19 protein-coding genes are annotated in these 16385 nt (G+C 61.1%); 9 read left to right on the top strand and 10 right to left on the bottom strand.

The window, feature by feature from the left end; all coding sequences use genetic code 11:
- Nucleotides 1-403: 403 nt before the first annotated feature.
- From rpsT to mutM, 6 genes are all read right to left on the bottom strand, one after another.
- On the bottom strand, nucleotides 404-670 hold the full coding sequence (rpsT, locus tag MGMAQ_RS18920) for a 30S ribosomal protein S20 (RefSeq protein WP_046022780.1): 267 nt from the start codon (nucleotides 668-670) through the stop codon (nucleotides 404-406).
- Nucleotides 671-806: 136 nt separating this feature from the next.
- A complete protein-coding gene (locus tag MGMAQ_RS18915) occupies nucleotides 807-1337 on the bottom strand; it encodes a copper chaperone PCu(A)C (RefSeq protein WP_052716551.1) in 531 nt (176 codons plus the stop codon).
- A 115-nt stretch (nucleotides 1338-1452) separates the two neighbouring features.
- The gene (locus tag MGMAQ_RS18910; RefSeq protein WP_046022779.1) at nucleotides 1453-1848 is read right to left on the bottom strand and encodes a DUF2946 family protein; all 396 of its coding nucleotides are present in this window, start codon (nucleotides 1846-1848) and stop codon (nucleotides 1453-1455) included.
- Between the two features lie 52 nt (nucleotides 1849-1900).
- A complete protein-coding gene (locus MGMAQ_RS18905) occupies nucleotides 1901-2677 on the bottom strand; it encodes an enoyl-CoA hydratase (RefSeq protein WP_046022778.1) in 777 nt (258 codons plus the stop codon).
- A gap of 38 nt (nucleotides 2678-2715) precedes the next feature.
- Nucleotides 2716-3072 (bottom strand): hypothetical protein, encoded by a 357-nt coding sequence (locus MGMAQ_RS18900; RefSeq protein ID WP_046022777.1) that lies wholly within the window; start codon nucleotides 3070-3072, stop codon nucleotides 2716-2718.
- A gap of 27 nt (nucleotides 3073-3099) precedes the next feature.
- Entirely contained in the window at nucleotides 3100-3942 is an 843-nt protein-coding gene (gene mutM / locus MGMAQ_RS18895; RefSeq protein WP_046022776.1) for a bifunctional DNA-formamidopyrimidine glycosylase/DNA-(apurinic or apyrimidinic site) lyase, read from the bottom strand.
- A 46-nt stretch (nucleotides 3943-3988) separates the two neighbouring features.
- Between mutM and ubiE the strand changes: the two genes are divergently transcribed.
- The 8 genes from ubiE (at nucleotide 3989) to MGMAQ_RS18855 (ending at nucleotide 11936) form a co-directional block, all read left to right on the top strand.
- Complete coding sequence (gene ubiE, locus MGMAQ_RS18890; protein WP_046023548.1) at nucleotides 3989-4735, top strand: bifunctional demethylmenaquinone methyltransferase/2-methoxy-6-polyprenyl-1,4-benzoquinol methylase UbiE; 747 nt, start codon at nucleotides 3989-3991, stop codon at nucleotides 4733-4735.
- A gap of 7 nt (nucleotides 4736-4742) precedes the next feature.
- Nucleotides 4743-6290 (top strand): 2-polyprenylphenol 6-hydroxylase, encoded by a 1548-nt coding sequence (gene ubiB / locus MGMAQ_RS18885; RefSeq protein WP_046022775.1) that lies wholly within the window; start codon nucleotides 4743-4745, stop codon nucleotides 6288-6290.
- 86 nt (nucleotides 6291-6376) lie between these two features.
- Nucleotides 6377-7867 (top strand): hypothetical protein, encoded by a 1491-nt coding sequence (locus MGMAQ_RS18880; protein ID WP_046022774.1) that lies wholly within the window; start codon nucleotides 6377-6379, stop codon nucleotides 7865-7867.
- Between the two features lie 121 nt (nucleotides 7868-7988).
- Nucleotides 7989-9197, top strand: a complete 1209-nt coding sequence (coaBC, locus tag MGMAQ_RS18875; RefSeq protein WP_046022773.1) for a bifunctional phosphopantothenoylcysteine decarboxylase/phosphopantothenate--cysteine ligase CoaBC — start codon at nucleotides 7989-7991, stop codon at nucleotides 9195-9197.
- Nucleotides 9194-9655, top strand: coding sequence for a dUTP diphosphatase (gene dut / locus MGMAQ_RS18870; RefSeq protein WP_046022772.1), 462 nt, complete (start codon nucleotides 9194-9196; stop codon nucleotides 9653-9655). Before coaBC ends, dut begins: the two co-directional genes overlap by 4 nt.
- Before the next feature lie 7 nt (nucleotides 9656-9662).
- Nucleotides 9663-10118, top strand: a complete 456-nt coding sequence (locus MGMAQ_RS18865) for an Rrf2 family transcriptional regulator (RefSeq protein WP_046022771.1) — start codon at nucleotides 9663-9665, stop codon at nucleotides 10116-10118.
- A 52-nt stretch (nucleotides 10119-10170) separates the two neighbouring features.
- Nucleotides 10171-11154: a cysteine synthase A gene (gene cysK / locus MGMAQ_RS18860; RefSeq protein ID WP_046022770.1), complete on the top strand. Its 984-nt coding sequence runs from the start codon at nucleotides 10171-10173 to the stop codon at nucleotides 11152-11154.
- Nucleotides 11155-11159: 5 nt separating this feature from the next.
- Nucleotides 11160-11936: a molybdopterin-synthase adenylyltransferase MoeB gene (locus MGMAQ_RS18855; RefSeq protein ID WP_082085545.1), complete on the top strand. Its 777-nt coding sequence runs from the start codon at nucleotides 11160-11162 to the stop codon at nucleotides 11934-11936.
- A gap of 242 nt (nucleotides 11937-12178) precedes the next feature.
- Here the strand turns inward: MGMAQ_RS18855 and MGMAQ_RS18850 are convergent, their stop codons facing one another.
- Nucleotides 12179-12598 (bottom strand): carboxymuconolactone decarboxylase family protein, encoded by a 420-nt coding sequence (locus tag MGMAQ_RS18850; protein ID WP_046022768.1) that lies wholly within the window; start codon nucleotides 12596-12598, stop codon nucleotides 12179-12181.
- A gap of 21 nt (nucleotides 12599-12619) precedes the next feature.
- On the bottom strand, nucleotides 12620-13606 hold the full coding sequence (locus tag MGMAQ_RS18845) for a D-glycerate dehydrogenase (protein ID WP_046022767.1): 987 nt from the start codon (nucleotides 13604-13606) through the stop codon (nucleotides 12620-12622).
- A 126-nt stretch (nucleotides 13607-13732) separates the two neighbouring features.
- On the opposite strand from MGMAQ_RS18845, the gene MGMAQ_RS18840 reads away from it, so the two are divergent.
- The gene (locus tag MGMAQ_RS18840; protein WP_082085610.1) at nucleotides 13733-14248 is read left to right on the top strand and encodes an SH3 domain-containing protein; all 516 of its coding nucleotides are present in this window, start codon (nucleotides 13733-13735) and stop codon (nucleotides 14246-14248) included.
- A gap of 42 nt (nucleotides 14249-14290) precedes the next feature.
- On the opposite strand, the gene irrA is transcribed toward MGMAQ_RS18840, so the two are convergent.
- Together irrA and MGMAQ_RS18830 are read right to left on the bottom strand one after the other, a co-directional pair.
- Complete coding sequence (irrA, locus tag MGMAQ_RS18835; protein WP_371258373.1) at nucleotides 14291-14701, bottom strand: iron response transcriptional regulator IrrA; 411 nt, start codon at nucleotides 14699-14701, stop codon at nucleotides 14291-14293.
- 143 nt (nucleotides 14702-14844) lie between these two features.
- A complete protein-coding gene (locus MGMAQ_RS18830; protein WP_046022765.1) occupies nucleotides 14845-16242 on the bottom strand; it encodes a nitronate monooxygenase family protein in 1398 nt (465 codons plus the stop codon).
- Nucleotides 16243-16385: the final 143 nt, after the last annotated feature.

Raw genomic sequence — 16385 nt, 5'->3', positions numbered from 1 at the left:
AGAAAATAGAGTGACCAGATTAGCCGATGTCGCCGCGAAAAACCTCCCAACTAACGCAATCAAAATAAATCATCGCGCCCCTCTCGAGAAATCCTTTAATTTTACATATAGGTTTCTCGTATTTTATTTAAATTTTCACACAAATCCCCTGATCGACTTTGTGACTATAGTCGCATCTATTATTGTTTTTCATGTGAAACCCAACCGATCGTCTGATTTCTCACCGCCAGCTGTTCATCTTGTTTAGCCTGACCGGCGTCTGGATTCAACGGACTCGTGAGGGTCGAGATACAAATAAATTTCTTGACAGGGAGGCGCTCCAGAGTCCCTCGCGGCCAACTTTCTGAAACAAAAAGCCGTGCCACCAGGGCACGGCTTTTTAAAACGTGATGCGCGTATAAATTTAGGCGTTCAGGGCCTTCACGCGAGCCGACAGCCGCGACAATTTGCGGTTAACGGTGTTCTTGTGCAAAACGCCTTTGGTGATTCCCTTGTGCAGCTCCGGCTGAGCCTGACGCAGGGCGGCCTCGGCAACAGCCTTGTCGCCTCCCTCGATGGCGGCCTCGACCTTCTTGACGAAGGTGCGAATGCGGCTGCGACGGGCGCGGTTCAGGTCGGTGCGGCGCTCGGTCTGGCGAATGCGCTTTTTAGCGGACTTGTGGTGAGCCATAGGTATCAATCCGTATCTTGATGCGTCGAGTGTGACGAAGGGCGGGTTTATATCGTCCGCGCCCTCGTCCGTCAAGGGGCGGAATGGGCGAAAGCCGCCAATTCCGTGCCCTTGACCCCGAATCCGCGGTCGAAGCCTATTTATGACCGCCCATGTCGTGACCCTTCATCGGCATCTTGTGGCCCTTCATGGCGTCCTTACCCATGGATCCGGCGCTCTTCACGGTCACCTGAACGGTGGTGGATCCGGCCTTTTCAAAGGTCAGGGTCACAGGGAACTTCTGGCCTTCCTTGAGCGGCTCCTTCAGGCCCATGAACATCACATGGTAGCTGCCGGGCTTGAGCTCTGCCTTGCCGCCCGCGGGCACCGGAACGTTGGGCACCTGACGCATGCGCATGACACCATCGGACATCAGATGCGTATGCAGCTCCACCACCTTGGACACATCGGCGGAAGCGGAGACCAGCTTGTCCTCGGCGCCCTTGTTTTCGATCTGCATGAAGGCGGCACCAGCGCGGGCCATGCCCGCCGAGGCGCGCGCCCAGACATGCTTGATGGTCAAATCGCCAACGGTGGTCATCTTGCCGTGGCTGTCGGCCAGGGCGGCAGGCGTGGAAAGCAACATGGCGGCAGCCGCCGCGAGAACGGTTTTACGCAGGGAAATCATTGTCTGGAATTCCTTATTGAGTCGTCTGAACGAAATCCTTGCCGGATCCGGAGACGGCCTTTCGGGGAGGCGCCATCTCCGGCCCGACAATGAGGAAGAGAGAGTTGTCGGGTGTTCAGAAGACGGCGGGCGGCCCGCGCACCGGCGGGCGGGCACCGCGTGGGCTGGATTTCGGGGTCTCGGCCCACAAGCTGCTCCCGGCGGTAGCCTGCTGGGAAACGGCAGGGAAAGGGATTCGGTCCGGGACCACCAGGTCGCCGGAAAAGGCAACGGTGGTACAAACCGGGCAGTCGGACAGGTCGGCTCTGTTTTCGGTCGGCGGATTGCCGGTGGGTTGGATTTCCGGCGGACCGAAGGCCTTGCAAATAACCAAATAAGAAGGACCGTTGGCCGCATCGGCCACGGGGATACCCATGGCAAACGGCACCAGCACTTGAACCATGAAGGCCCAGGTGGTGAACCAAGCGGCGATCCGGTGACGGTCGCCCCGATGGGTGCCGTGCTTGCTCATGGGGCCCATCCTAAAAGGACAGGCCCCATCGTTACAATGATCTTTGTCAAGTTTACCGGTTCTTGAAGTCAGGCTTCCGCTTCTCGGCAAAGGCCGCCATGCCCTCTTTCTGATCTTCGGTGGCGAACAGCGAATGGAAGGCCCGGCGCTCGAACAGCACGCCCTCGGCCAGCGTGGTCTCATAGACCCGGTTGACCGATTCCTTGATCATCAACACCGACGGGCGCGACATTTTGGCGATGGTTGTCGCCACGTTGATGGCTTCGTCCAGCAAGTCGTCGGCGGCAATGATGCGGCTGACCAGTCCGGACCGCTCAGCTTCCTCGGCATCCATCATGCGGCCGGTCAGGCACATTTCCATGGCCTTGGACTTGCCCACCTGACGGGTCAGGCGTTGGCTGCCCCCGGCGCCAGGAAGAATACCCAGGGTCACTTCCGGCTGGCCGAATTTGGCACTATCGGCGGCGAGGATGAAATCACACATCATGGCCAGCTCGCAGCCGCCGCCCAGGGCGAATCCGGCCACCGCCGCGATCACCGGCTTGCGGCACTCGGTCACCCGCTCCCAATCACCGGTGATGAAGTCGGACAGATAGACGTCCATGAACGACCGGTCTTTCATCTCCTTGATGTCGGCCCCGGCGGCGAAGGCCTTTTCCGAGCCGGTGATGACGATGGAGCCGATGGCCTCGTCCGCCTCGAACCCGGCCAGCGCCTCGCCCAATTCGGCGATCAAGGCGTCGCACAGAGCATTCAAGGCCTTCGGACGGTTAAGGGTGATCAGGCCCACCGGGCCCTTGGTTTCGACAATAATGTTTTCAAAGGCCATGGCCTTGGCTCCTGCTTTGGTTCGTTGAATGGAAAGATTTATGGATTGGTGGCGGGCTTGAGCGCGAATCGGACTGTCACGACTGCGGCTCCCGTTGATTCGGTCATCAAGTGGAGCGATTCGCCCTCGCGCAGAAACAGATTTGGTCCCTGACGGGCCCAGCCCAATTGCGGCAGGGTCTGGTCATAAAAGGCCGCTACCGCGTCGGCAGTCACGGGCCCCGAGGCATGGGTTTCGGCCAGCCTTCCCTGTGGCGAATCGAAGACCATGCCCGCGTCGGCCTGCTCGCTCAGGCCGGGCATCAGCGGCACATCGTCAAGAATGCTCAAAAAGGATTCCGCCCGGGCGGAAAACCCGACGAACAGAATGGTCAAAACGGTCAGAATTCGGAACATGCGCCCCCTCCGTTGGTCTTTCATACGTCACCGTTGCCGCGCCGCACAATAAAAAGTCGACCGCCCCGACTGAACCAGCCGGGTGATGCCGCCGGTTTTCGCCCGGTCGCAGGTACATCCGGGGCAGGCCTCCCCCTCGCGACCATAGACCGCGAAGGCATGCTGGAAGTAGCCCAGGTCGCCATCCGGCTGTCGATGATCATTCAGGGTCGAGCCCCCGGCGGCAATGGCTTGTGTCAATGTGTCACGAATGGCGGCCACCAGGTTCTCGGCTCGTTTTCCCGTGACCGTCCCGGCCCGGCGTTTTGGCGACAGACCGGCGCGGAACAGGGATTCGCAGACATAGATATTGCCCAGCCCGGCCACGACCTTTTGATCCAGCAAGGCCATCTTGATTGGTCCACGCTTGCCTTCCAGAGCGGCAGCCAGCATGGGTCCGTTGAAATCATTGGACAACGGTTCGGGGCCGATTTCCCGCAGCATGGGGTGATGATTCGCCTCTCCCGGTGCAATCCAGTCGACGAATCCGAATCGGCGGGGGTCGGTATAGCGCACGCAAATCCCCGCGTCGGTCACCAGATCCATATGGTCATGCGCCTCCGGCTCGGGGATCGGCACCTCGAGCACCGCATAGCGCCCGGACATGCCCAGATGGCATAGCAAGGTCGCCCCGTCATCGAGGTGCATCAATAAGTATTTGGCCCGCCGCCCCAGGCGTTGGATCCGCCGCCCGGTCAGGCGCGTCACCAGGTCTTGGGGAAAGGGAAAGCGCAGGTCGGCACGGCGCAGCACCACCCTTGCCAGCCGTGCCCCTTCCAGGGCCGGTGCCAGGCCACGACGGACGGTTTCAACTTCGGGCAATTCAGGCATTCAAGGAGAGTAGCGCAGGCGCATCGCTTCGGCTATGGTCTCGGCCATGAGCGAGAGCAATCCCACCACCCACTTCGGCTTCCGCGAAGTCGCCGAGGACGAAAAGGCCACCCTTGTCCGTGATGTGTTCGACAGCGTGGCGTCACGCTACGACCTGATGAACGACCTGATGAGCATGGGCGTCCATCGGCTGTGGAAGGCCACCTTTCTGGACATGCTGCGGCCCAGGCCGGACATGCGCCTGCTCGACGTGGGCGGCGGCACCGGCGACATTGCCTTCGGTTTCCTGGAGCGCGGCGGTGGTCGGGTCGAGGTCTGCGACATCAATCACGAGATGCTGGCCGTGGGCCGCGACCGGGGCCTGGATCAAGGGGTGCTGGACAACATCACCTGGACCACCGGCAACGCCGAAACGCTGCCCATCGCCGATTCGTCGGTGGATGCCTATACCATCGCCTTTTGTATCCGCAACGTGACGCGTATTCCGATGGCCTTGCAAGAGGCGCGGCGGGTGCTCAAACCGGGCGGGCGGTTCCTGTGCCTGGAGTTCAGCGCCGTCACCGTGCCCGGCCTGAAACAGCTTTACGATACCTATTCCTTCAATCTGCTGCCCCGGGTCGGACAGGCGGTGACCGGCGACGGCGATTCTTATCAGTATCTGGTGGAGAGCATCCGCCAGTTCCCGGATCAGGAAACCTTCGCCACCATGATCGCCGAGGCCGGTCTGGAACAGGTCAAGTATCGCAATCTTTCCGGTGGTATTGCCGCCATCCATACGGCATGGCGGCTTTAGAGTACTCATGATCGGCCTGACCCGAAATCTGCTGCGCCTTGTCGGCATCGCCCACACCCTGGCCCGCCATGACGCCTTGTTTTTGCTGGAACAGCTGGACATTGCACCCGGCGTCGCCTGGATGGCCCGCGCCACGTCCCTGCGCAAGGCCCCGGGGCGTCCCGGTCAGCGATTGGCCCGGGCGTTGGTCGCCCTGGGCCCCACCTTCATCAAGCTGGGTCAAGTGCTGGCGACCCGCTCGGACCTGCTGGGCGAGGAAATTGCCGCCGATTTGACCGAATTGCAGGATCGCCTGTCGCCGTTTCCCTACGGACAGGCCAAGGCAATCCTTGAACAGGAATTCGGCCAGCCCCTGGACACCTTGTTTCAGAGCTTCGACCAAGCACCCGTCGCCGCCGCCTCCATCGCCCAGGTGCATTTCGCCATCACCACCGATGGCCGCGAAGTGGCGGTGAAGGTTCTGCGTCCGGATATCGAAAAAGCCTTTGAGCGGGATCTGGATCTGTTTCGCTGGGTGGCCGATATGGTGGAAGCCACACGCCCGGAATTACGCCGCTTGAAGCCCGCCGAATCGGTCCGCACCTTCGAAGAGACGGTACACTTCGAAATGGACCTGCGATTCGAAGCCGCCGCCGCCGCCGAACTGGGCGAGAATTTCGAAGACGATCCCACCTTTCGGGTGCCGGAAGTGGACTGGCGCCGAACCGGCCAGCGTGTGCTGACCACCGAGCGGGTGCATGGCTGCCGATTCGATGATCGCGAGGCCATTTTGGCGGCCGGCCATGACCCCAAGGCCATCGTCGCCACCGCCGCCGCCGCTTTTTTCAATCAGGTCTTCCGCGACGGTCTATTCCACGGTGATTTGCATCCGGGCAATATGTTCGTCCAAAAAGACGGCACTTTGGCGGCCGTCGACTTCGGCATCATGGGACGGCTGGACCGGGTCACCGCTCGACATCTGGGCGAGATGCTGCTGGCCTTCCTCACAAGGGATTATCGACGCGCCGCCGAGGTGCATTTCGAAGCCGGATGGGTACCCGCCGACCAATCGGTGGATTCCTTTACGCAGGCCTGCCGTTCCATCGCCGAACCCATTCTCGGGCTGCCGCAAAACGAAATATCCATGGCGCGACTGCTGGCGCAACTCTTTAGAATCACTGAGTTCTTTCAGATGGAAGCGCAACCACAACTGCTGTTGCTGCAAAAGACCATGCTGGTGGCCGAGGGAGCGGGAAGGCGGCTCAACCCGGATACCAACATGTGGATTCTGGCCCAACCGCTGATCGAGGAATGGATGATCGAAAACCTGGGTCCGCAGGCGCGGGTTCTCGATGCGGTGGAGGACCTGGGCGACGGCTTGCGGCGTCTGCCGCGCACCCTGAGCGGATTGGAAACCGCGTTGCAGGACCTCAATTCGCAGGGCCTTAAAGTTCATCCGGACACACTCCGCGGATTACGCGATGGTGGCCCGGGAGGCAGCCCAGGCCGCGGTGGTGTTCCGCTTTGGGTGGCAATCGGGCTAGCGGGAGCCTTGATCGTCGCTATCGTTTTGTGATTTAAGGGACATTGCCTGGGCGGAAGGACTCCAATTTCGCGCCGGGAATGGTACCATAGGATCACGAATCCAGGAGTGGACGATCGATGGCGGACGACAACGGCCCCCCTAAACCAGAGGACCTGCCGGATTACTGTCTTGAGGTGACTGACTTCCTGAAACCGGAAGCCAAGTCTCTCATTAGCCGCACGCTTGCCACCTGGCTCAACGACAATTGTGTCTCGCCCACCGAACTGGTCTCCCTGGCCGGCCATCAAAAGCGTCTGGAACTGGCTGGAACCACGCGGCGCAACGGGATCGACCGGGTCGCGGGCGCCCAGGCCAAGGCCGTCCATGGCCGCGGTTCCGACCGCATGAAAGAACTGGCCGAATTGGTCGATGGCCTGATGGGCTATACCTCCAAGCATGAAGAATGGGCCGAGGCTCATCCCATCAAGCCCGAAACCGTCGATGAGATGGTCGCCGCCGCGACCAAGGAACTGCAGGGCATCGAACTGGAAGCCCGGATCAATGCCGCCATCAGCCTCTATTTGGGCGGGACCAACCGCTGGCCGGAAAAAGTCGAGCGCATTCTGACCCTGGTGGAGGCAACCAAGACCGCCGCCGCCATGAAGTACGTGGAAAGCCTGCTGGGCGAGATCCTGTCCAATGGCGAGATCATGGGCAGCCTGCTGGAGCATCCGGATCCGGAAGAGAAAAAACTGCTCGATATCATTGCCATCGCCAGCGGCAATGAAAAGCTGCGCGAGGACGTGCCGGACCTGATTCCGCGCCTACAGAAAATCGTCCGCGAAAAAAAGCTGGACGTGGCGCGCCGGGGTTTGGTGGATGCCCTGGCCCGCGGCCTGACCGGCTCCAGGGCCTTGACCCGGGCCTTCGAGGTGACTCCGGGCAATGCGGAAGCGCGCATCGGTGAATTGAGATCCGTGCATCATATTTTTGTCGCCGTGAACAAATCGCAGGCGCCGCTGATGGACCCCAAACTCAGCCAGGCCTTTGAAGTCCGCATGACCCGCGTATTCACCGAAGAAGCCATGAGCGACATGCTGCGCGGCCAGACCACCGCTGGACAGGCGGACATGCTCGGCGTGTTTCAGGCCAACGTGGTGGGCGTACGCTCCGTATCCCTGGTGCAGACCGCCGTCGGTCGACTTTTTGGCGATGACCGCTTCATCGAGAAACTTCAGGAAATCGGCGGCTCCGCCGTGGAGCGCTTGGGACGCCTGGGCAAGTCTGCCGCGACGGTACAGGCCTCGGATATGGCCAAAATCCAGAAAACCGAAGTTCTTCAGCGTCTCGATGATGCCCAATATGCCATCCTCAAGAAGGAAAACGTCTTGGGCAAGATCCACAGCGGGCCACAGTCCAATACCGCCAAAGGCATGTCTTTGCTGACCCTGTGCCGCGATGCCCACTTCATTCCCGGCCGAAACCTGGATGCGGCGCGTAAATTGACCCGCCACTTCCTGGCTCAGAAGGATTTCCTACCCGGCTATCTCGAGGGCGCCACGGGCGGTGCGCGGGAGAAAAAAATGGTCCAGCTCAAGAAGATGCTGAAGATCGCCGGGGTATCCTGAACCCTTCCTTCCCGCCAACGTCGCTTTTTCCCACAAAAAAACGAACAAATTTGTTGCATGCCCCCCTGCGGGCAGGTAATTTAACCACAGTTCTCGTTAGTTATTTTGGGGATCATCCACCTTGTTTGACGGTAAACAGATCCTGCTGGTGGTTGCGGGTGGGATCGCGGCCTACAAGAGTCTTGAACTGGTGCGCCTACTCAAGGCGGGCGGCGCGAGGGTGCGTTGCCTGCTGACCCGGGGTGGCGAGCAGTTTGTCACGCCACTATCCCTGGCCGCCCTGAGCGGCGAAAAAGTGTACCAGGATCTGTTTTCGCTGACCGACGAACAGGAGATGGGCCATATCCGTCTGGCCCGCGAACCGGATCTGGTCATCGTCGCCCCGACCACCGCCGATCTGATGGCCCGCCTGCGATCCGGACGGGCGGATGATTTGGCCTGCGCGGTCCTTTTGGCCACCGACAAACCGGTATTGCTGGCGCCGGCCATGAATGTACGCATGTGGGAAAACCCGGCAACGATGGAAAATCTTTCGGTGCTCGAGGCGCGCGGTTTCCATCGCGTCGGCCCCGGTACCGGCGACATGGCTTGTGGCGAATGGGGCGAGGGCCGCATGGCCGAACCGGCGGAAATCCTTGAGGCCGCCGCTGGATTCCTGGCCGACCGCACCCGTCTGGCCGGGCGCCATGCCATCGTGACCAGCGGCCCGACCCATGAACCCATCGACCCGGTGCGCTATATCGCCAACCGATCATCGGGCAAACAGGGCCACGCCGTTGCCGCCGCCCTGGCCGACCTGGGGGCCCGGGTGACGCTGATCTCCGGCCCGGTGCGGCTGAGCGATCCGCGCGGTGTCGCGGTCACCCATGTGGAATCGGCAGAAGACATGCTGCAAGCCTGTACCGATGCCCTGCCCGCGGACGTGGCGGTCTGTGCCGCCGCCGTGGCCGATTGGAAGATCGCCGATGCAGCCCGCAACAAGATCAAGAAGCAAGCCAATGGGGCGCCGCCGAGTCTGGCATTGACCGAGAACCCGGACATCCTGGCCAGCCTTTCGGCCCCCGGCGCGACCCGCCCGGCCTTGGTGGTCGGTTTTGCCGCCGAGACCGAGAACCTGCTTGAGAACGCCCGGCGCAAACTGGCCCGCAAGGGCTGTGACTGGTTGGTTGCCAATGATGTTTCCCCCGCTACCGGGACCTTTGGTGGCGACCGCAATCAAGTCCATCTGATGACCCGTAACGCGCAGGAAGACTGGCCGACCATGGACAAGACCGCCGTGGCCCGGGCCCTGGCCGGACGCATCGCCGATGCCCTGGAGGCACAAGCATGACTCCGGTGAACGTCCCCATCCGCAAGCTGGCCCACGCCGCCGACCTGCCGCTGCCCACCTATGCCACGGCCCATAGCGCGGGCATGGACCTGCACGCGGCGATCCCGGCTCCGGAACAGCTGCGGCCCGGGCGTCATGCCATGATCGCCACGGGCCTGACGCTGGCCGTTCCACATGGTTTCGAGGCGCAGGTGCGCCCCCGCTCCGGGCTGGCCGCCAAACACGGGGTCACCGTGCTCAACGCCCCCGGAACCATCGACGCGGACTATCGCGGCGAGGTATCGGTGATTTTGGTCAATCTGGGAGCAACGGATTTCACCATCACACGCGGTATGCGTATCGCGCAGCTGGTGGTCGCCCCGGTGGCGACTGTCCAGTGGGAAGAAACAGAACAATTGCCCGACACGGACCGCGGTACAGGTGGATTCGGATCGACGGGTCTTAGCGGAGGAGAATAGAAAACCCATGCTTCGGCTATCCAAGAAGATGCTGTTTGCCATCGAGGCGGTGCTCGACATCGCCTATCACGCCAGCGCCGAACCGGTGCAAAGCCGTGAGATCACCCGTCGTCAGGGCATTCCCCGGCGTTATCTGGAACAGGCCCTGCAACAGTTGGTGCGGGCCGGGATTCTGGTCGGCGTTCGGGGGCCGCGCGGCGGCTATCGGCTGGCCCGGGAACGACGCCGAGTCACCGTGGGCGAGATCGTCCGGGTGGTCCGCAAGATGGAAACCGGCGACGACCCCATTCAAGACCCGGCGGGATCCGACCTGGGTTTGCAGGTGGTCCGGCCCCTGTGGCAGGACTTGCAAGAAGATGTCATGAGCAAGCTTGATTCCATCAATGTGGATGAGCTTTGCCAACGGGCCAACCGCGCCGGTATCGTCAGCGAAGGCCGCAAGAACATCGACTTTTCCATCTAATCAGAAAAGACCGGGAATCCGGCCGACATTTGCGATAGAGGGACACTGCTCCATGACCAGCACTTTCGAAACCAGCGCCGACGCCACCGTGCGCGGTCGAATCTATAACAGCATTACCGAGACCATCGGCGTTACACCGCTGATCCGCTTGAATAAACTGGCCGCATCGGAGAACTGCCAGGGCGTGATCCTCGGCAAGTGCGAATTCTTCAACCCGCTGGCCTCGGTCAAAGACCGCATCGGCCTGGCCATGGTCGAGGACGCGGAAGCCACCGGGCAGGTCAAGGAAGGCACGGTTCTTATTGAGCCCACCTCGGGCAATACCGGAATCGCTCTGGCCTTTGTCTGCGCCGCCAAGGGCTATCGGCTGATCCTGACCATGCCGGAAAGCATGTCGGTGGAGCGCCGCAAGATGCTCGTCTTGCTCGGTGCCGAGATCGTCTTGACCCCGGCCAATCAGGGTATGACCGGCGCGGTCGCCAAAGCCGAGGAACTGCGCAACGAAATGGACGATGCCGTGCTGTTGCAGCAGTTCAATAACGGCTCCAACCCGGCAGCCCATGCCAGGACCACCGCCGAGGAACTCTGGGCCGATACCCAAGGCCAGGTGGACGTGGTGATTTCCGGGGTCGGCACCGGCGGAACCATCACCGGCATCGCCGAAGCCTTGAAAGCCCGCAATCCGGACATCCGCATGATCGCCATCGAGCCGGAAGACAGCCCGGTGTTGCAAGGCGGTGTGCCCGGCCCGCATATGATTCAAGGCATCGGTGCCGGTTTTATGCCGCAGGTGCTGAACATGGACTTGGTGGACGAAGTGCTTTCCATCGGCAACGAGACCGCCTTTGCCATGGCCCGCAAGGTGGCCCGCATGGAAGGTCTGCCGGTGGGTATCTCGTCGGGAGCCGCCCTATCGGCGGCCGTGGAAGTGGCCCAGCGTGCGGACATGGCGGGCAAGAACATTGTCGCGATCCTGCCTTCCTTCGCCGAGCGCTATCAATCAACGCCGCTGTTTGATCATCTGGGGCTGGACTGACCCCATTGGACCTTTCCGACGACCAACTGCGGCGCTATGCCCGCAATATGATCATGGATGAGGTCGGCCACGATGGCCAAGCCCGGTTGCTAGACAGCCGGGTATTGGTGGTCGGGGCAGGTGGTCTGGGCGCGCCGGTACTGATGTATCTGGCCGCCGCCGGGATTGGCACCCTGGGGATCGTCGATCACGATCGGGTCGATCTGTCCAATCTGCAACGGCAGATCGTCCATGCCACCGGCGACATCGGTCGTCCCAAGGCGGTGAGTGCCGCCGATACCCTGTACGACATCAATCCGGAAGTCACCGTGCAATCCCATGATGCGCGGCTGACGGCGGACAATGTCGCGGCCCTGGTCGCGGATTATGATCTGGTGGTCGATTGCTGTGACAATTTCACCACCCGATTCCTGGTCAACGATGCCTGCCACTTCGGCGGCAAGACCTTGGTTTCCGGCGCGGTGATGCGGTTCGATGGTCAGGTGGCGGTCTATAAATCCCACGCCGGATCGGACTACCCCTGTTACCGCTGTCTGGTGCCGGCGCCGCCACAGCAGGTACAGACCTGCGCCGATGCCGGGGTGTTCGGCGCTGTCTGCGGATTGGTGGGTTCGTTGCAGGCCACCGAGGTATTGAAGGAACGACTGGGTATCGGCGAGACCCTGGCCGGGCGCTTGCTGATCGTGGATGCGCTTTATACCACTGTGCGCAAAGTGCGCATTCCGCGTGATCCGGGTTGCGCCCTATGTGGTGATCAACCCACCATCACGGGGATCGCCTAGCGCGTGTCGGGTCCAATCGGACCCGCTAGACACGCGCGACCTTATTGGAATCGATCACGTTTTTCATGTTTGATCGAATCCGATCAAACGCGAAAGGCTTTCGCAGGCCGCTGAAAAAGTGTTGTCCTACGGTCCGCCGCGCCCTTCGACAAGCTCAGGGTGAGGCTAACATGTTGAAAGTTCAAAGGCCCTCATGCTGAGCTTGTCGAAGCATGTGTCGCCACACGCTCGAAATCCGACGCTTAGACCTCGCCGCCCGTGCGGCCGCCATTGGCGAACACGTTGTCCACTTCCACACGCAAGGCATTGGACAGGTGATTGGTTTCCCCGGCCATGGCGACCACCGCCACCAATTCCGACAGCATCTCCTCGGACATGCCTTTCTTGCGCGCCGCCGCGGTGTGGGAATTGATGCAGTATTCGCAATTGTTGGCGATGCTGACCGCCAGATAGACCATCTCCTTGGTCAGCGGGTCCAAGGCCCCGGGGGCCATGACCTGCTTGAGGCTTTCCCAGGTGCGCTTGAGGGTGTCGGGATTGTTGGCCAGGACTTTCCAGAAGTTATTGATCCACTGGATCTGCCGGGTTTCCATGATGTCGTCATAGACGGCACGGACTTCCGGCGAGGCATTTTCGTATTCTACCAGCGGCTGGATGGCCATGGATATTCCCCCGTTATCCCCTCAAAGCATGGATTCGATGACGCGGTCGGGCGGCGTATGGCCATCGTCGAAGGTCTTGATGTTGATGACCACCCGATCGCCCATCTCGATGCGGCCTTCGATAGTCGCCGAGCTCAGGTGAGGCAGCAATACCACGTTGTCCAAGGACAACAGCTTGGGATTGACCGCTGGTTCGTGCTCGAACACGTCGAGACCCGCCCCGGCCAGTTCGCCCGCCGCCAACATGCGGATCAGCGCAGGCTCATCAACCACCTCGCCACGCGAGGTATTGACCAGATAGGCATGGGACTTAAGCAGCTTCAGGCGCCGCGCCGACAGCAGGTGATAGGTTGCCGGGGTATGCGGGCAATGCACCGACACCACGTCCATGCGGGCCAGCATCTGATCCAGGCTGTCCCAATAGGTGGCGCCCAATTCCTCTTCCACTTCCGGATGGACCCGGCGGCGGTTGTGGTAGTGAACCTGCAAACCGAATCCCCGCGCCCGACGGGCCACGGCCTGGCCGATTCGGCCCATGCCGACGATGCCCAGGCGTTTCCCCCAAATGCGGTGCCCCAGCATCCAGGTTGGGGTCCAGCCTTCCCAGTCGCCTGTGCGGATGACCCGTTCGCCCTCCGCCAGACGGCGAGGCACGGAAAGGATCAGCGCCATGGCCATGTCGGCGGTGTCTTCGGTCAACACATCAGGAGTGTTGGTCACGGTGATATTGCGTTGCCGGGCGGTGGCCAGATCAATGTGATCGACGCCGGTGCCGTAATTGGCGACCAGCCTCAGCTTCGGGCCGGCCTGCGCCAGCAAGGGTCCGTCGATCTTGTCCGTCACCGTGGGGACGAGCACATCGGCTTCGCCCACCGCCGCGACCAATTGCTCGCGGGTCATCGGCGTATCGTCGTGATTAAGACGGGTATCAAACAGTTCCATCAGCCGGGTTTCAACTTGTTCCGGCAGTTTACGGGTCACAATGACAAGGGGTTTCGTCGCGGTCATGGGTGTGTCTCCTTCGGCCTCCTCCGGGGTAGCAGGACCAAGCGCAATTGTCCAGAGTTGCGGTGCAGCATAAGACAGGAAAGACCCTTCGTTGACAGGCAACCGGCCTTGCACGATCATGCCGCCATGCCTGATTTCTTCCGAATCGCTTTCACGCTGTTGTTCCTGGCGACCCTACCGTTCGAGGTTGCTGTTGCACAGACCGTAGACAACAAACGAGGCAGCGGCCTGCCGTTGCCCCGATTCGTCAGCCTGCGCGCCGCCGAGGTCAATATGCGCACCGGCCCCGGCCTGCGCTATCCGGTGGAATGGGTCTATCACCGCCGCCGCATGCCCATGGAAGTGATCGCCGAGTACGGAACCTGGCGCAAGGTCCGCGACTGGCAGGGCACCCAGGGCTGGGTGCATCAGTCCATGCTCGACAATCGCCGCACGGTGATCGTGTTGGGAGATACCCGCACCCTGCGCCGGGCGCCCGATGCGACCTCGCAGCCGGTGGCCCGGGTGGAGGCCAGTGTCATCGGCCGCATTGCCGAATGCCCGATGGATTCGTCTTGGTGCCTTGTGGAAATCAATGAATACGACGGCTGGCTCAGACGCGTGGAATTCTGGGGTGTTTACCCCACGGAAGACCTGCGATAGAGCTGAGTGACGAAGTGTTCGCCCGCCGCGCGTACTCGCACCTTAGTCTTCCGCGCGCACTCGCACGACCACATCAACCCGCTGCACGGACATGCCCGGCGGGGCTTCCGGCACATTGGCGACAACCATCTGTTCGCCGGGGATATCGGCCAATTCTCCGGTATTTTCAACAAAGAAATGGTGGTGGTCAGAGGTGTTGGTATCGAAATAAGACCGCGAGGCATCCACAACGATTTCCCGCAACAGCCCCGCTTCGGTGAACTGGTGCAAGGCATTGTAGACCGTCGCCAGGGATACCCGGATATTGGTATCCAGAGCTTCCCCATGCAGGGACTCGGCCGTGATATGCCGGTCATCGCCTTCGAACAGCAGCTTGGCCAGGGCCAACCGTTGACGGGTCGGGCGCAATTCCGCGCCGCGCAGCTTGTTTAATGCGTTGCTGAATGGTCTCACCAGAATACTCCCAGTATTTTTGCCACCGTTCTTTGACGGAATAAAAGCCTGTGTTGTTGTAATTTTTACATGATTTTGACCAACAAGACTAGAAGAATTCCATTATGCATCGAAGGGTCTTTTCCGAAACGGGTCAAGGCCCCTCAATCGCCGGTGCAAATGCGCTCGATCAGCTGCTTGACCGTCGGAACAAACCCGTTCGTATAGAACGGATCGGAAGAGAACCGACAGGCAGCATGCCCGGCAAACATCAGGTTGTTCTCGATGGGTCCGCCATGGCTGATATCCTGCAAGGTCTTCTGAATGCAGAAGGATCGGGGATCGGCCTTCTTGCCGGTGGACCCCGCTTCGTTTTCAGAGAAGTTGCTGAACAGGCAGGACGACAAACAGCCCATGCAATCGGTCTGATCCTTGAGGATTTCCGCTGATTTATCCGCTGTCACGAATACAAGGGTGGAATCGGGGGTCTTCAGGGCCTCGCCATAGCCTTCGGCGATCCAAGCCTCGGCCCGGGCCTTGTCGGCGGCACTCAGATAGACCGGACGCCCCCGGGCACCCACCGGCAGCGGTTGGTCAAGCGCGCCGTCGGGTTTGGCCAAATAGGCCACCTGTCGGGCGTTGCGAGCTTCCAGTTCCCGGATGAAGGTATTGCGTACCGCTGACGAATAGAATCCGGTGGGGCTGAAACGCTGCAACAGCACGTCGCCTTCGGACAGGGTCACCAGAAGCTTTTTCCAATCGTCGGGGATCGGACTTTCCTGAGTCAACAGCGGTCGGGTGCCATACTGGAAGGCGATGGGACCCAGGTCCGGATTGCCGATCCATTCCTCCCAGTCGCGCAGGTACCAAACCCCGCCCGCCATCAAAATGGGGACATTGTCCAGGCCCGCCTCACGCATGGTTTTGCGCAGCGCCAGGACACGGGGAAACGGATCTTGCGGCTCGTTGGGGTCTTCGGAGTTGGACAGGCCGTTGTGGCCACCCGCCCGCCAGGGATCCTCGTAGACCACGCCGCCAAGCAGATCGCCGTGCTTGTGGTAGGCGCGCTTCCACAGAGCCCTGAAAGCCCGGGCCGAGGATATGATGGGGTAATAGTGAATACCGTAATCGGCGGCGATTTCCGCGACCTTGTAAGGCATGCCCGCGCCACAGGTGATGCCATGGACCAGGTCGCGCACTTGATCCAGCACGCCGCGCAGGATCGGCTCGGTGCCGCCCGCTTCCCACAGCACGTTCATATGCAGGCGCCCGGCACCGCTAGCGGTCTCGTGGGCGATTTTCGCCTGCGCCACGCCACCCCGGATGGCGAAATCGATCAATTGCTTTTGTCGTTCGCTCCGGGTCGCGGCCGAATATACCTGCGGGATGATGTTGCCGTTTTCGTCGTAAGAATCGGGGTTCACACAAGAGAAGGTGCCCACACCCCCGGCAGCCGCCCAGGCGCCGGAGCTCATTCCATTGGAAACGGCAATACCCTTGCCGCCCTCGACCAACGGCAAGACTTCGCGGCCGGACAGCATCAGGGGTTGGAGATCTTTCAAGGAAACGTCCTCGGTTTAGCGGAAAAACCTACAGGGACGGTCCAGGACTGCCCGGTCCGCCTCCCAATTGTGACCTTAGGGTTTACCCTTCCTGTCCCCATTCCGCAAGGACAAGGGACAGTCGTATTCCTTAATCTGGGGTC

The organism is Magnetospira sp. QH-2 (assembly GCF_000968135.1).
Classification (GTDB): domain Bacteria; phylum Pseudomonadota; class Alphaproteobacteria; order Rhodospirillales; family Magnetospiraceae; genus Magnetospira.
This window is presented reverse-complemented; position numbering and strand designations above follow the sequence as displayed.

Coding starts and splice junctions, on each gene's coding strand:
- MGMAQ_RS18840 (WP_082085610.1), top strand. CDS start 13,733: ATGCCTGATTTCTTCCGAATCGCTTTCACGCTGTTGTTCCTGGCGACC.
- MGMAQ_RS18905 (WP_046022778.1), bottom strand. CDS start 2,677: ATGGCCTTTGAAAACATTATTGTCGAAACCAAGGGCCCGGTGGGCCTG.
- MGMAQ_RS18865 (WP_046022771.1), top strand. CDS start 9,663: ATGCTTCGGCTATCCAAGAAGATGCTGTTTGCCATCGAGGCGGTGCTC.
- cysK (WP_046022770.1), top strand. CDS start 10,171: ATGACCAGCACTTTCGAAACCAGCGCCGACGCCACCGTGCGCGGTCGA.
- MGMAQ_RS18910 (WP_046022779.1), bottom strand. CDS start 1,848: ATGAGCAAGCACGGCACCCATCGGGGCGACCGTCACCGGATCGCCGCT.
- dut (WP_046022772.1), top strand. CDS start 9,194: ATGACTCCGGTGAACGTCCCCATCCGCAAGCTGGCCCACGCCGCCGAC.
- mutM (WP_046022776.1), bottom strand. CDS start 3,942: ATGCCTGAATTGCCCGAAGTTGAAACCGTCCGTCGTGGCCTGGCACCG.
- MGMAQ_RS18845 (WP_046022767.1), bottom strand. CDS start 13,606: ATGACCGCGACGAAACCCCTTGTCATTGTGACCCGTAAACTGCCGGAA.
- rpsT (WP_046022780.1), bottom strand. CDS start 670: ATGGCTCACCACAAGTCCGCTAAAAAGCGCATTCGCCAGACCGAGCGC.
- MGMAQ_RS18900 (WP_046022777.1), bottom strand. CDS start 3,072: ATGTTCCGAATTCTGACCGTTTTGACCATTCTGTTCGTCGGGTTTTCC.
- MGMAQ_RS18850 (WP_046022768.1), bottom strand. CDS start 12,598: ATGGCCATCCAGCCGCTGGTAGAATACGAAAATGCCTCGCCGGAAGTC.
- MGMAQ_RS18880 (WP_046022774.1), top strand. CDS start 6,377: ATGGCGGACGACAACGGCCCCCCTAAACCAGAGGACCTGCCGGATTAC.
- MGMAQ_RS18915 (WP_052716551.1), bottom strand. CDS start 1,337: ATGATTTCCCTGCGTAAAACCGTTCTCGCGGCGGCTGCCGCCATGTTG.
- ubiB (WP_046022775.1), top strand. CDS start 4,743: ATGATCGGCCTGACCCGAAATCTGCTGCGCCTTGTCGGCATCGCCCAC.
- ubiE (WP_046023548.1), top strand. CDS start 3,989: ATGAGCGAGAGCAATCCCACCACCCACTTCGGCTTCCGCGAAGTCGCC.